This window comes from Streptomyces sp. BHT-5-2 (assembly GCF_019774615.1).
Lineage (GTDB): Bacteria > Actinomycetota > Actinomycetes > Streptomycetales > Streptomycetaceae > Streptomyces.
Genome location: NZ_CP081496.1, coordinates 1,216,836 through 1,231,177 on the forward strand (window position 1 = coordinate 1,216,836; position 14,342 = coordinate 1,231,177).

A 14,342-nucleotide genomic window follows, 5' to 3' on the forward strand; every position below is an offset into this window, starting at 1 on the left:
GTGGCGCTTCACCGGGACCGGCGTTCGAAGGGCAAGCAACGCTCGCACCCTCAGACACCCAACAGCGCGCCCGACCCGACCAGATGAGACCCCGCGTTCCACGCCGAAGCAGTACTAACAGTCCCCATCACGATCGTGCCGAATAGTCAACGTTCCACCCATGAGCAACCAGCATCAGACACTCGCTGATGTACTGGCCTCTGACCAAACCGAAGCCTGGTAAGAAGTGCTCCTTAGAAAGGAGGTGATCCAGCCGCACCTTCCGGTACGGCTACCTTGTTACGACTTCGTCCCAATCGCCAGTCCCACCTTCGACGATTCCCTCCCACAAGGGGTTGGGCCACCGGCTTCGGGTGTTACCGACTTTCGTGACGTGACGGGCGGTGTGTACAAGGCCCGGGAACGTATTCACCGCAGCAATGCTGATCTGCGATTACTAGCAACTCCGACTTCATGGGGTCGAGTTGCAGACCCCAATCCGAACTGAGACCGGCTTTTTGAGATTCGCTCCACCTCACGGTATCGCAGCTCATTGTACCGGCCATTGTAGCACGTGTGCAGCCCAAGACATAAGGGGCATGATGACTTGACGTCGTCCCCACCTTCCTCCGAGTTGACCCCGGCAGTCTCCTGTGAGTCCCCATCACCCCGAAAGGCATGCTGGCAACACAGAACAAGGGTTGCGCTCGTTGCGGGACTTAACCCAACATCTCACGACACGAGCTGACGACAGCCATGCACCACCTGTACACCGACCACAAGGGGGACCCTGTCTCCAGAGTTTTCCGGTGTATGTCAAGCCTTGGTAAGGTTCTTCGCGTTGCGTCGAATTAAGCCACATGCTCCGCTGCTTGTGCGGGCCCCCGTCAATTCCTTTGAGTTTTAGCCTTGCGGCCGTACTCCCCAGGCGGGGAACTTAATGCGTTAGCTGCGGCACGGACGACGTGGAATGTCGCCCACACCTAGTTCCCAACGTTTACGGCGTGGACTACCAGGGTATCTAATCCTGTTCGCTCCCCACGCTTTCGCTCCTCAGCGTCAGTATCGGCCCAGAGATCCGCCTTCGCCACCGGTGTTCCTCCTGATATCTGCGCATTTCACCGCTACACCAGGAATTCCGATCTCCCCTACCGAACTCTAGCCTGCCCGTATCGAATGCAGACCCGGAGTTAAGCCCCGGGCTTTCACATCCGACGCGACAAGCCGCCTACGAGCTCTTTACGCCCAATAATTCCGGACAACGCTCGCGCCCTACGTATTACCGCGGCTGCTGGCACGTAGTTAGCCGGCGCTTCTTCTGCAGGTACCGTCACTCTCGCTTCTTCCCTGCTGAAAGAGGTTTACAACCCGAAGGCCGTCATCCCTCACGCGGCGTCGCTGCATCAGGCTTTCGCCCATTGTGCAATATTCCCCACTGCTGCCTCCCGTAGGAGTCTGGGCCGTGTCTCAGTCCCAGTGTGGCCGGTCGCCCTCTCAGGCCGGCTACCCGTCGTCGCCTTGGTGAGCCATTACCTCACCAACAAGCTGATAGGCCGCGGGCTCATCCTTCACCGCCGGAGCTTTCCACACACAGAAGATGCCTCCGTGTGTCATATCCGGTATTAGACCCCGTTTCCAGGGCTTGTCCCAGAGTGAAGGGCAGATTGCCCACGTGTTACTCACCCGTTCGCCACTAATCCCCGACCGAAGCCGGTTCATCGTTCGACTTGCATGTGTTAAGCACGCCGCCAGCGTTCGTCCTGAGCCAGGATCAAACTCTCCGTGAATGCTTCCCCGTAATCGGGGCGAACACCACGAGAGCGGAACCACAAGGAGGAATAATCCCCGCGGTTCACAGCGTCCTCGCTGTGCGCCTCCCAAAGCTTTGGAAGGACTTTCAAAGGAACCTCGCCCCAACATGACGTTGGAGACGGGGTATCAACATATCTGGCGTTGACTTTTGGCACGCTGTTGAGTTCTCAAGGAACGGACGCTTCCTTCGGCCTGCCCTCGCGGGCTTCCTCCGGGCGCTTCCCTTCGGTCTTGCGTCTCCGACTCTATCAGACCCTTTCGGCCCTGATTTCCGCCGGTGCGATCCGGCCTTTCGGCTTTCTCGCGGCTCCGACCTTACCAGATCCGTTTCCGTCTCTGGCCCCCTGCCGGAGTGGGGGCGGCCGTTTCGCTTTCGCTTTTCGGCCTTTCCGACTTTATCAGATCTTCTTTCCGTTCCGGTCCGCTTCTCGGTGAGTTGCGGGCGGTTCGAATTTCGATCCGATTCCCCTGTCGGCGGGGTGTTCACTACGTTAGCGGAATTCCTCGGTGACGCCTAATCAGACGCCCGGAACACATTTCGACATGCGAAATTCAGTCCCGTTGAGGGGCCGTGCAGTAGTGGGTTGCCGCGAAGCGGCGAAATGGCTGCCGCAGAACCGTTCCGGCTCGTTGGCAACTCGGAGAACACTACGGATCGAGGAGGGGCGTGTCAAACCGGGGTCAGTCGAGGTCGCTCAGGCGGCCGTCGGCGTCCGGCTGGGTGTCCTCGACGCGGCGCAGCAGGCGGGTCAACGCATCGCCGAGGATGCGGCGTTCCTCGCCGGAGAGGTCCTGGAGGAGGTCCTCCTCGAAGACCGTCGCCATGCGCATCGCCTCCGTCCACTTCTCGCGGCCCTCGTGGGTCAGCTCGACGATGACGCGGACGCGGTTGGTCTCGTCGCGCTCGCGGGTCACCAGGCCCTCGTTGGCCAGCCGGTCGATGCGATGGGTCATGGCGGCCGGCGTGAGGCCGAGGCGCTTGGCGAGTTCGCCGGGGCCCATGCGGTAGGGCGCGCCGGAGACGACGAGTGCCTTGAGGACCTCCCACTCGGCGTTGCTGATGCCGAGGGTGGCGGTCTGCCGTCCGTAGGCGACGTTCATCCGCCGGTTGAGGCGCTGGAGTGCGGAGACGACCTGCTCCACCTGGGGGTCGAGGTCCTGGAACTCGCGTTGGTAGGCCGCGATCTGTTCCTCGAGGCTCGGCTCGGTGCCGCCTTGGGCCGCATCTGAGGGCTCTGACATGCGGCGCAGTATGACACGAAAGCCATTGGCGTTGAAGTTCTTCGTCGTGTAGTCTTTAGCTTCGAACTTTAGGGTCGAAGTCTTGAGGGTGTGACTGTCCGGTCTTGGACGTCCCGGGCGTCGCGTACGCCGCCTCGGCTCGGCTCGGGGGTTCCGACCCGTATCCGTATTCATGACCTGACCTAGGTAGGTGAGTGTGACCACCGCGATGGGCGCCGCGCTGCGCCGGATCCAGCTGGGGAACGCGCTGAGCGCGTTCGGCAACGGCTTCACCGTGCCGTATCTGTACGTCTACGTGGCGAACGTGCGGCATCTCGGTGCGAGTACGGCTGGTGTGGTGCTGGCGATGCTGGCGATCTCCGCGCTGGTCGTGCTGCCGCTGACCGGGCGGGCCATCGACCGGCGGGGGCCGCTGCCGGTGGCCGTCGCCGGTACGGTCGCGGCCGCCGTCGGGTCGCTGGGGATCGGGCTGGCGGAGACCGAGCCGATGGTCGTCGCGTCGGCGGTGGCGCTGGGGGCCGGTATCGCGGTGATCCAGCCGGCGCTGGCCACGATGATCGTGTGGTGCTCGACGACGGTGACCCGGTCGCGGGCGTTCGCCACGCAGTTCTTCCTGAACAACCTGGGACTGGGCATAGGCGGCCTGGTCGGTGGTCAGCTGGTCGACGAGGCGCATGCGTCGAGCTTTGTGCGGCTGTTCGCCATCGAGGCCGTGATGTTCCTGGTGCTGGGGGCGGCGATCGCTTCCGTGCGGCTGCCGCGGGCGCCGAAGGTCGAGGACGCGGTGCCGACCGAGGAGCGGGCCAGGGGCGCGTGGCGGGCGCTGTTCGGCGACCGGCGGATGATGCGGCTGTGCGTGCTGGGCTTCGTGCTGTTCTTCGCCTGCTACGGGCAGTTCGAGTCGGGGCTGGCGGCGTATGCCACGGAGGTCACCCGGATCGAGCCGGCCACACTGGGCATCGCGCTGGCGGCCAACACGGCGGCGATCGTGGCGGCGCAGTTCGTGGTGCTGAAGCTGGTCGAGCGGCGGCGCCGGAGCCGGGTGATGGCGCTGGTGGGCATGGTCTGGACGGTGGCGTGGATAGCCGCCGGCCTGTCCGGGCTGGTGCACGGGAGCCAGGTGGTGGCGACCGTGCTGCTCATCTCCACGTATGCGCTGTTCGGCATCGGGGAGTCGCTGCTGTCGCCGACGGTGGCACCGCTGGTGGCGGATCTGGCGCCGGCCTCGCTGATAGGCCAGTACAACTCGGCGTTCGCGCTGGTCAAGCAGTTGGCGCTGGCGGTCGGGCCGGCCGTCGGAGCGCTGATGGTCGGGCACGGGATGTATGTCGCGTACATCGCGATGCTCGTGGCGTGCGCGGTCGGGATCACGGTGCTGGCGCTGCGGCTTGGGCGGATGCTCAGCCCGGCCCAGGACCAGCCGCACCGGGCGGTCGCCGTGCCGGCGCAGCGGGTGGAGGCCGAACCGGTGGCCGCGGGCGTGTGAGCAGGGCTCCGGGGGGGCGCCCGCTGTTGCGCGGTGCTGCCCCGGACGGAGACGGCCCAGATCCTGTCGTCGAACGCCCGGCAGACGGTTGTTTGACGACAGGGCCTAGCCCCGGGGCAGGGCGAATTCGCACCAGACGGCCTTGCCGCCGCCGGGGGTGCGGCGGGAGCCCCAGGAGGAGGCGATGGTGGCGACGATCGAGATGCCGCGGCCGGTCTCGTCGACGGGCTCGGCCCGCCGGCGGCGGGGCAGATGGTCGTCGCCGTCGGTGACCTCGATGATCAGTCGGCGGTCGGTGCGGCGCAGCCGCAGGCGCATCGGCGGGGTGCCGTGCTGGAGGGAGTTGGCGACGAGTTCGCTGGCGGCCAGGACGCCGAGGTCGTGGAGTTCCGGGGAGAAGCGCCAGGAGGCGAGGACGCCGGAGGCGAAGGCGCGGGCGCGGGGTGCCGCCTCGGTGCCGCCGTGCAGTTCGAGGGCGGCGTTGTGGAACAGCTCGGCGTCGTGCCCGGTGCGGACCGGGTTCTGGATGACGAGGATGGCGACGTCGTCGTCGTGGGCGGCGGTGATGCCCAGGGAGCGCAGCAGCCGGTCGCAGACGATGTCGGGGCTGCCGGTGGCGCCGGCGAAGGCGCGCTCCAGGGCGGCGACGCCCTCGTCGATGTCCTTGTCGCGGCGTTCGACGAGGCCGTCGGTGTAGAGGACGGCGCTGCTGCCGGGGCCGAGCGGGACGGAGCCGGAGGTGTGCAGCCAGCCGCCGGTGCCGAGCGGCGGGCCGGTGGGTTCGGCGGCCCGGCGGACACTGCCGTCGGCGTCGCGGACGAGCATCGGCAGATGGCCGGCCGAGGCGTAGACCAGGCGGCCCTCGTTGGGGTCGTGGACGGCGTAGACGCAGGTGGCGATCTGGCTGGCGTCGATCTCGGCGGCCAGGCCGTCCAGCAGCTGGAGGACCTCGTGGGGCGGGAGGTCGAGGCGGGCGTAGGCGCGGACGGCGGTGCGGAGCTGGCCCATGACGGCGGCGGCGCGCACCCCGCGGCCCATGACGTCGCCGATGACCAGGGCGGTGCGGCCGGCGCCGAGGGTGATGACGTCGTACCAGTCGCCGCCGACCGCGGCGTCGGTGCCGCCGGGCTGGTAGGTGGCGGCGACGCACAGGTCGTCGGGCTGCTCCAGTTCCTGGGGCAGGAGGGAGCGCTGGAGGGTGACCGCGGCGGCGCGCTGGCGGGCCTCGCTGGCGCGCAGCCGTTCGGCGGACTCGATCTGGTCGGTGACCTCGGCGCCGAAGACCAGGACGCCCTTGTGCGGGGCGACGCAGGCGACCTCGGGGTCGGGTGCCGGGCCGCTGGCGGCGACCTCGATGGGGGTGCAGGTGAAGGTGTAGTAGCCGTCGCGGGTGCGGTCCCCGCCGGCGCCGGCGGGGACCTTGCGGGACTTGACGGTGCGTGGTCTGCCGCTGCGCAGGACCTGGTCCATCAGGGGCAGCAGGCCCAGTTCGCCGAGTTCGGGGAGGGCCTCGCGGGCGGTGCGGCCGGCCGGGCGGGGCCCGAAGACGCCGGCGTAGGCGCTGTTGACGTAGGCGATGCGGTGCTCGGGGCCGTAGACGACGGCGACCAGGGCGGGGATGGTGCCGAGGATGTCGTGGACGGAGAGCGCGTCGACGGTCGGGGGCGCGGCGGGCGGCGGGGTGTCCTCGCCGGTGGGGTCCTCGGCGCGGGCGGCGGGGACGGCGGCGGGCGCGTCGTCGGCGGCTGCCGGCGGGGCGGAGTGCGCCGTGGGTCCCGCGGGCGGGGTGGCGGCGCGGTCGGACCGGGCGGCGGTGCGCCGCTGCGTGCCGGGGAACTTGGCGCTCCAGCGCGTGAAGATCACGGAGGGGTACCTCTTACTTCGCGTCGTCGCGCGGGGTCGGGCCGTCGGTGTGGGGGCAGGCCCCGGGGCAGGGCGGGGGGCACGATCGGCACCCTCTGGCGGAATGCAGCAAACGTCCTGAATCCTCGTGATTGTCACTCTTCGCAGATACGAGCCCACCCATGGTCACACGTCCAGTGTGGCCGACCGGACGGTCTTCCGTCAGACGCCGGGCGCCGGGGCGTAGTTCACGGTGCCGGGGCGGCCGGTGTGCGGCGGCCGGGCGGGTGGTCAACGTCCCTGGTGGGGCGGCCGGTCAGCTGGTTTCGTTGTGCCGGCCGGTGCCCGCGGCGAGTTCGAATTCGGCGCGCGGGTTCTCCAGCGAGCCGAGGGAGACGATCTCGCGTTTGAAGAGCCCGGCGAGGATCCATTCGGCGAGGATCCGGGCCTTGCGGTTGAAGGTGGGCACCCGGCTGAGGTGGTAGGCGCGGTGCATGAACCACGCGGGGTAGCCCTTGAGTTTGCGGCCGTAGACGTGGGCGACGCCCTTGTGCAGGCCGAGCGAGGCAACCGAACCGACGTAGGCGTGCTCGTAGTTGCGGATCTCGCCGCCGCGCAGGACGGCGGTGAGGTTCTGGGCGAGCACCCTGGCCTGGCGGAGGGCGTGCTGGGCGTTGGGGGCGCAGATGGCGCGGGGGGCGTCGGGAGTGGCGGGCGGCGGGGCCGTGAGGTCGGGGACGGCCGCGGCGTCGCCGGCCGACCAGGCGTGCTCCACGCCGTCCAGCCGGAGCGCGGCGGTGCACTTGAGGCGGCCGTGGTCGGTCAGCGGCAGTCCGCTCGCGGCCACGACGGGGTGCGGTTTGACGCCGGCGGTCCACACCACCGTCCTGGTGGGGAAGCGGGAGCCGTCGCTGAGCCGGACGACGCGCTTCTCGCAGGACTCCAGGCGGGTCTCCAGCCGGACGTCGATGTTGCGGGCGCGCAGTTCGCGGACGGTGTAGCGGCCCATGTCGGGGCCGACCTCGGGCAGGATCCGGCCGCTGGCCTCGACCAGCATCCACCGCATGTCCTCGGGGCGGACGTTGTGGTAGTAGCGGGCGGCGTAGCGGGCCATGTCCTCCAGCTCGGCCAGGGCCTCCACGCCGGCGAAGCCGCCGCCGACGAAGACGAAGGTCAGTGCCGCGTCGCGGATCTCGGGGTCGCGGGTGGAGGAGGCGATGTCGAGCTGTTCGAGGACGTGGTTGCGCAGCCCGATGGCCTCCTCGACGGTCTTGAAGCCGATGCCGACGTCGGCCAGGCCGGGGACGGGGAGGGTGCGGGAGACCGAGCCGGGCGCGAGGACCAGTTCGTCGTAGGCGAAGGTGAGGGCGGCGGCGCCGGCCTGTTCCGCGGCCAGGGTGGAGATGGTGGCCGTGCGCTCGTCGTGGTCGAGGGCGGTGACCTCGCCGATGACGACGGTGCAGTGCGGCAGGACGCGGCGCAGCGGGACGACGACGTGGCGCGGGGAGATGGCGCCGGCGGCGGCCTCCGGCAGGAACGGCTGGTACGTCATGTACGGCTCGGGGTCGACGACGACGATCTCGACCGTGCCCTGTCGCAGCTCCTGCCTGAGCGTCCGCTGCAGCCGCAGGGCGGTGTACATCCCCACGTAGCCGCCGCCGACCACCAGGATGCGTGCCACGTCGTCCGAATACTCCGAGGACACAGTCTTCACAGAGGTTCTCCTCGCGGTGTCGACCAGGCCGGGGCGCCACCGGGCGGCCGGGCGGGCGGCACGGCCACCGTCGGGTGCTGTGCCCCCGGCGCGCACAGCACTGTTCCATGACGCACTGCCGCGACGCCTTTGTCCACAGGCCGGGCGAAAAGTATGTCCGCGGCGAGCGGCGGTGCGGAGCCGGACATTCCGGCCGAGCGGTGCGAAGTACGCTGGTCAGGCGGAGATTGGCGCGGAGTGGAAGGACGGGCGAGCGGGGCGGATCGGGTCCATTGGGCCGATCGGGGGGCACGGGGTGCGGAGCGCCCCCTTCAATCTTGACGCGGGCTCAACTATGTTCGTATGTCGTTGGGGTGCACCCTCTCGTCGGGTGACCCCGACCGTCAGGGCGGGGAGTCTCCGGGGGGAGACGTCATTACCGGGGGATCACTTATGCACATTCAGGGCTCTCAATGGCCGGCGGCGGTCGCGGTGACCGCCGCCTCCGACGGTGCGAACGGCGCCGGCGGCAACGGAACGGGCGCGATGACCGGCGCCAACGGCCGGAGCACGCCGCTGCGGGTGGACGCCCAGCGCAATCTGGAACACGTGCTGCGGGCGGCCCGCGAGGTCTTCGGCGAGCTGGGGTACGGCGCGCCGATGGAGGACGTGGCGCGGCGCGCCCGGGTCGGAGTGGGAACGGTCTACCGCCGCTTCCCGAGCAAGGACGTACTGGTCCGGCGGATAGCCGAGGAGGAGACCTCCCGGCTGACCGAGCAGGCGCGGGCCGCACTGGGTCAGGAGGACGACCCGTGGTCGGCGCTGGCGCGCTTCCTGCGGACGTCGGTCGCCTCGGGGGCCGGGCGGCTGCTGCCGCCGGGCATCCTGCGGGTGGACGCGGGCGAGGAGCGGGCGCCGGGCGGTGCGGGCGAGCCGCGGCTGCCGGAGGGCGGCACCGAGGCCCGGGTGCCGTTGCAGCGGGTGGCGCCCGGTGAGGCGGAGGTGCCGCGGGCGGGTGCCGAGTCCGAGGAGACGCCCGGCGGGCAGGCGCTGCTGGAGGTCGTCGGGCGGCTGGTCGAGCGGGCCCGGGCGGCGGGTGCGCTGCGGACCGATGTCACGGTCTCCGATGTGCTGCTGGTCATCGCCACGGGCGCACCGGCACTGCCCGATCCGGGGCAGCAGCAGGCGGCGTCCGCGCGGCTGCTGGAGATCCTGCTGGAAGGGCTGCGGTCACGGCCCGCCCGGTGAGGTGCGGCGACCGGCTCCGCGGTGGGGGCGCCCCGTCGGGCGCTCCCGAGGAGCCGGTGTGCGCGCCGGGGGTCCCGGGTGCGGGGCCTCCCGATGGGGCGGCCGCCCCTGGGGGTGCCGGCCGCGGGACGTTCCGTACGGGTGAACGCCAGTGTGGTCGCCCCGGATGAGTGGTTGCCCGTCGGAGCACTGAAGCCCGGGCGGCGGGTGTGGCAGGCTTGCGCGGTGGTGCGGTGCGACGGCGGCTTCGGGGGCCTGGGCGATGGGTGTTGACGGGCGGGACGAGCGGCGCGGCGAGAGCGTGGAACGGCCGTCGGACCAGGTGCCGGGCCAGGCCGGGCCGCCGGATGCGGCGTCCACGGGCGACGGCACGGAGGAGACCGGGCCCAGTGTGCCGGCGCAGCGCAGCCGCTCCCGGCGGCCGGAGCAGCCCTCCGACGGGCTGGTGGACGGGGCGGCCGAGGAGCGGGGCGCGGGACTGCCGCCGTCCGACGCCGTGCTGCTCGCCGCGTTGCGGGCCGGGGACGACAGCGCCTACGAGGAGCTGTACCGCCGGCACGCCGAGGCGGTGCGCCGGTACGCGCGCGGCTGCTGCCGGGACGCCCACACCGCAGAGGACCTGACCGGCGAGGTCTTCGCGCGGACCCTCCAGGCGGTGCGCGGCGGGGCGGGGCCGGATGCGGCGGTGCGCGCCTATCTGCTGACGACCGTCCGGCGGGTCGCCGCGCACTGGGCGCGGACCGCCCGGCGGGAGCAACTGGTCGAGGACTTCGCGGTGTTCGCGGTGTCGGCGGCCGGTACGGCGCTGGACGACGACACCATGGATCCGGGTGCGGACGTGCGGGCGATGCACGAGGCCGAGCAGACCATGGCGGTGCAGGCGTTCCGCAGTCTGCCGGAGCGCTATCAGACGGTGCTGTGGCACACCACCGTCGAGGACGGGTCGCCGAGCGAGGTCGCGCCGCTGCTCGGGCTGACCGCCAACGCCACCGCCGTGCTGGCGCACCGCGCCCGGGAAGGGCTCAAGCAGGCGTACCTGCAGGCGCATGTGAGCCAGTCGCTGACCGCGGGCGGCGACTGCGCGCGGTACGCCGACCGGCTCGGCGCGTACGCCCGGGGCGGGTTGCGGACGCGGGCCGAGCGGGGGCTGCGCAAGCATCTGGAGGAGTGCGCGCGGTGCCGGAGCGCGGCGCTGGAGGTCGCGGACGTCAACGAGCGGATCGGGGCGCTGCTGCCGGTCGCGGTCATCGGTTGGTTCGCGGCCGGGTACGCCGTCAAGGGGGCCGCCGCGGTGGCCGGGTTCGCCGGGGCCGGGGCGGCGGCCGGGGCCGGGGCGGCCGCGGCCGCCTCGGGGTCCGGTTCCGGGGCGTCGGGCGGTGCCGGCGGGGCGGCCGCGGGCGAGGGGCTGGCCGCGCCGGTGAAGATCGGCATCGGGGCCGGGCTGGTGGTCGCGGCGGGTGCGGCGCTGGCGTTCGCGCTGGCCGGGTCGCCGGCACCGGCGCCGCACCCGCGGGCGCAGCCGCGGCCGTCGTCCGTGCCCGCCCCGGCGCCGTCGCCCACCCCGCGGCCGCCGGTCGGCGCGCCGGGCGCCAAGCCGGTCCCGGAGCCGACTCCGACGCCCACGCCCACGCCCACGCCGTCCGAGCCGACCCGTACGCCGGCCCCGACGCCCAGTCCGGCGCCGCCGAAGCCGTCGCCACCTGCCACACCCACGCCGACACCCACACCCACACCCACACCCACACCGACTCCCACGCCTGCCCCCACGCCGCCGACGACCTATCAAGTCGACGCACTGGCATACGACTTCGCGGGGGACGGCACCGGACCGGAGGTCCGTACGCTCGACAGCAGCTGGCTGTGGCGGCGGCACCACCCGAGCATCGGCGGGACGGCCTATCCCAACGGGGTGAGCGTGCACGCCTCGTCCTCGGTGGTCATCGACCTCAACCGGCAGTGCACGGCCTACGACGCGATGGCCGGTGTGGACGACCTCGGCCTGGGGCTGGGCGCGTTGCGCTTCTCGGTGTACGCGGACGGGGTGCGGCTGTGGCGGTCGGCGGTGGTGCACGGCGGTGAGGCGGCGGTGCCGGTACATGTCCCGTTGGCGGGGCGGAAGACGCTGCGCCTGGTGGTCGAACCGCGGGAGGCGGGCGATCTGGTGGCGCTGGGGGACTGGGCCCGGGCGCGGATCAGCTGTCGGTGAGCGGCCGACGCCCCGGTTCTGTCGGGGCGTTCGGGCTGGTTCCGTCCGGGCGCCCGGCCCGGTTCGTCGGGGCGGGCTCCTGTGGGGGCGGGGCTCCCGTCGGGGTCGCTGGTCGTCTGTGGTGGCGGGGGCCGGGGGCTCCTCCTGTTCGCTGTCCACTGGGGCGTAGTGGCTCCGTCGGCCGTAGCCGCCCAACGGGGCGCAGCATGCCTCGGGAGGCGGCCGGCAGGGCAGTCATGGCCGAAGCTCCGGAGCGAGCGCCGGCGTGCAGCGGTCCGACCCGCGGGCGAGTCGGTCGCTTCCCCAGCGTGCGTCCGGTCGCCGTGCGCCGGAGGTCGGCGCCGTTCTGCCGGGCGCGTCGGAGGGTGGGCGTGCGCCGGATGTCCGCCCCCAGGGAAGGGCGGGGCGGGGTGGCCGGTGGGAGTGGTCGTCCCGGGGCGGCGGGGCCCGGTGCCGGGCGGGTCAGGTGAGTCGTGCGCGGGGGACGCCCCCGGCGAGCGCCCGTTGCCGGGGGGCCTCCGCGCCCGTCCAGCACGAGCCGCGGCGGGCCAGCAGTCGGCGCAACCACAGTTCCGTGGCGGCCAGTTCGGCCAGACCGTCCAGGGGGAGCGGGGCGCCGTCGGCCGCCGCCCGGAGTGCGCTGCGGACCACCCGTGCCTCGATCAGCCCGGCGTCCGCGAGCAGCGGCGCGTCGAAGAGCCGGAGCAGTTCGCCGACCGCGGCGCGCAGGCCGGCGCGGGCGGCGGCGGTGTGGGTGTGCGGGACGGCGGCGCCCCAGCCGGGCGGCAGGTCCCGTACGCCGGCGCCGGCCAGGACCGCGCGCAGGACGGACGCCCGGGCGCCGGGCTGGACCCGGAGGGTGTCGGGCAGCGCGCGGCAGGCGAGCACCACCTGGTTGTCCAGGAAGGGGGCGTGCAGCCGCTGGCTGCGGACCTCGGCGGCCTGCTCGAAGATCCGGTGGTCGGCGGCCTGACGGGCCAGGGCGGCGCGGGCCCGCCGTTCGCCGGGGCGGCCCGCGGCCGGCGAGCGGTGCGCGGCGTCCCCGAGGCGGACCGACACCTCGGCCAGGGCCTCCCCGGTGAGCCAGCGGGCCGCGGGCCCGGGGCGGCACCAGGTGAGCGCGGCCAGTGAGGCGTCCACCGCGCCGGCGGCCACCGGCTCGTCGGCGAACCGCCGCTCCAACAGGAGGCGCGCGGCCTCGGCGATCCCGGTGGCGTAGGGGGTGCGGGCGAGCTTCCGGGCGGCGCGGTAGACGGTGAACGGGACCAGGACGGAGTGCGCGGACGGGCCGTCGGCCCTGGCCAACGCGGTGACCGGGCGCAGCAGATGGCGCCGGCGGCGGTCCATCAGGAGGTCGGCGAGGCGGGCCGGGTGGGCGTCGAGGACCTGGCGGGCGCCGTTGCCGACGAAGTGGTCGGCGCCGCCGGACAGCAGGCGTCTGCGGTGCCGGCCGGCGAGGGTCAGCGAGGGGCCGGGCTCGTCCGTGAGCGGGAGGGCGTCCAGGCCGGTGTACGGGAGGGCCTCCTCGCCGGCCGCGACGACGACGTGGTGCAGCCGGGGATCGGCGGCGAGGCCGCGGGCGCGCTCCAGCTCCGCCTCGTGCTGGGCCCGGTCGCCGTGCGCGGCGCGGTCGTTGAAGGTGACCGCCAGCAGGCGCTCGCCGTGGCCGTCGATCCGCCCGGGCTGCCCGGGGAGGCCGGCGGCCAGGAGGGCGAGCGTGCCGGAGGCGCTGCCTCCGGAGAGGTCGGCGCCGATGCCGGGGGCGGGGCCGCCGCGCGCCGCCCGCCGCTCCGCGGGGCCCATGCCGGGCACCGGGCCGGGATCGAGCCGGTCGGGGCCGTCCGGGTCGGGGGCGAAGCGGGGGGCCGCCAGGCGGGCGCGGACGGCCTCCACGAGGGCTTCGCGGACGCCGTCCACGGCCTGTTCCGGGGCGAGTTGGGGGGCGGCGACGGCCAGGGAGGCGGGCGGCTCGTAGGAGGCGATCTCGCTGCTGCCGGTGCGCAGCACCAGGGCGTGGCCGGGCGGGATCCGGCGGACGCCGTCGTAGGGGGTGCCGGCGCCCAGTGCCTCGGGGGCGTCCGGGCAGGCCAGCCGGGCGGCCAGGTGGCCGACGTCGAGGCCGGCGCCCACGAGGTCGGCCAGCGGCAGGGCGGCGGTGGCGTAGGCGGTCCCGCCGGCCCACCGGGTGTGGAAGACGGGGCGGGCGCCGGCCAGATCCCCGGTGATGGTGATCCGGCGGCCCACTCGGGCGACGGCGGTGTAGCCGCCCGGCCAGGCGGTGAGGTGCCGCAGCGCGCCTCCGCGGGCGGCGAGCAGGGCCACCTTCAGCTGGTCGTCGGTGGCGCCGCAGACCCCGAAGACGGCGAGCCGGGTCTCCGGGTCGGACTGGACGACGCGGACCTCGTGGGGCCGCCAGTCGCCCACCGCCCAGAGGGGGTCGGGGTCGCCCCACAGGAGCTGCGCGCCCACGGGCAGCAGCGCCCGGCACTCCTTGCCGGTGGTCGCGGCACTGCTCCATCCCACCAGCCAGCGCATCGCCGCCTCCACCCGATTCCCCGTCCGCCGGGGTGGTCGGGACCGCCCCGCACAGCGGATTCCCCAGCCGTCGTGCGGACCATGCTGCCATGGCGGTGGCCGGTGGGAGGCGTCGGAGGAGGCCCGGACACGGGCGGGTGGCGGGCGCGGAGGGGTGGCGCACCAGGGCGGCACGGTGCCGCGCGGGGCGTGCGCCGGCGGCCCCGGATGACCCCCCGTGTGGCCCCCGGAGCGGCCGACGGCGTGAAAGCACCACCCGTCGCTTTTCGGCCAAACTCCTTACGCGGCAGACGAGTTGG

7 protein-coding genes and 1 rRNA gene are annotated in these 14,342 nt (G+C 72.7%); 3 read left to right on the top strand and 5 right to left on the bottom strand.

Annotated features, from left to right (window positions below; translation table 11 throughout):
• Positions 1 to 237 precede the first annotated feature (237 nt).
• Both K2224_RS05295 and K2224_RS05300 read right to left on the bottom strand, forming a co-directional pair.
• A 16S ribosomal RNA gene (locus K2224_RS05295) occupies positions 238 to 1,766 on the bottom strand.
• A 706-nt stretch (positions 1,767 to 2,472) separates the two neighbouring features.
• A complete protein-coding gene (locus tag K2224_RS05300; protein WP_221905481.1) occupies positions 2,473 to 3,033 on the bottom strand; it encodes a MarR family winged helix-turn-helix transcriptional regulator in 561 nt (186 codons plus the stop codon).
• A 196-nt stretch (positions 3,034 to 3,229) separates the two neighbouring features.
• On the opposite strand from K2224_RS05300, the gene K2224_RS05305 reads away from it, so the two are divergent.
• Entirely contained in the window at positions 3,230 to 4,519 is a 1,290-nt protein-coding gene (locus K2224_RS05305; protein ID WP_221909442.1) for an MFS transporter, read from the top strand.
• 105 nt (positions 4,520 to 4,624) lie between these two features.
• Here K2224_RS05305 and K2224_RS05310 read toward each other — a convergent pair whose 3' ends face one another.
• A complete protein-coding gene (locus tag K2224_RS05310) occupies positions 4,625 to 6,382 on the bottom strand; it encodes a SpoIIE family protein phosphatase (RefSeq protein ID WP_221905483.1) in 1,758 nt (585 codons plus the stop codon).
• A gap of 295 nt (positions 6,383 to 6,677) precedes the next feature.
• A complete protein-coding gene (locus K2224_RS05315; RefSeq protein WP_313904752.1) occupies positions 6,678 to 8,075 on the bottom strand; it encodes an NAD(P)/FAD-dependent oxidoreductase in 1,398 nt (465 codons plus the stop codon).
• A gap of 432 nt (positions 8,076 to 8,507) precedes the next feature.
• On the opposite strand from K2224_RS05315, the gene K2224_RS05320 reads away from it, so the two are divergent.
• Both K2224_RS05320 and K2224_RS05325 read left to right on the top strand, forming a co-directional pair.
• Positions 8,508 to 9,302 carry a TetR/AcrR family transcriptional regulator gene (locus tag K2224_RS05320; protein ID WP_221905484.1) on the top strand — a complete coding sequence of 265 codons (795 nt, stop codon included), beginning with the start codon at positions 8,508 to 8,510 and terminating at the stop codon, positions 9,300 to 9,302.
• A gap of 262 nt (positions 9,303 to 9,564) precedes the next feature.
• Positions 9,565 to 11,508, top strand: a complete 1,944-nt coding sequence (locus K2224_RS05325) for a sigma-70 family RNA polymerase sigma factor (RefSeq protein ID WP_221905485.1) — start codon at positions 9,565 to 9,567, stop codon at positions 11,506 to 11,508.
• 462 nt (positions 11,509 to 11,970) lie between these two features.
• Here K2224_RS05325 and K2224_RS05330 read toward each other — a convergent pair whose 3' ends face one another.
• Positions 11,971 to 14,043, bottom strand: a complete 2,073-nt coding sequence (locus K2224_RS05330) for an asparagine synthase-related protein (RefSeq protein ID WP_221905486.1) — start codon at positions 14,041 to 14,043, stop codon at positions 11,971 to 11,973.
• Positions 14,044 to 14,342 lie beyond the last annotated feature (299 nt).

Bases quoted from the DNA above. Each gene is read 5' to 3' on its own strand.
- K2224_RS05300 (WP_221905481.1), bottom strand. From the start codon at position 3,033: ATGTCAGAGCCCTCAGATGCGGCCCAAGGCGGCACCGAGCCGAGCCTC.
- K2224_RS05320 (WP_221905484.1), top strand. From the start codon at position 8,508: ATGCACATTCAGGGCTCTCAATGGCCGGCGGCGGTCGCGGTGACCGCC.
- K2224_RS05325 (WP_221905485.1), top strand. From the start codon at position 9,565: ATGGGTGTTGACGGGCGGGACGAGCGGCGCGGCGAGAGCGTGGAACGG.
- K2224_RS05330 (WP_221905486.1), bottom strand. From the start codon at position 14,043: ATGCGCTGGCTGGTGGGATGGAGCAGTGCCGCGACCACCGGCAAGGAG.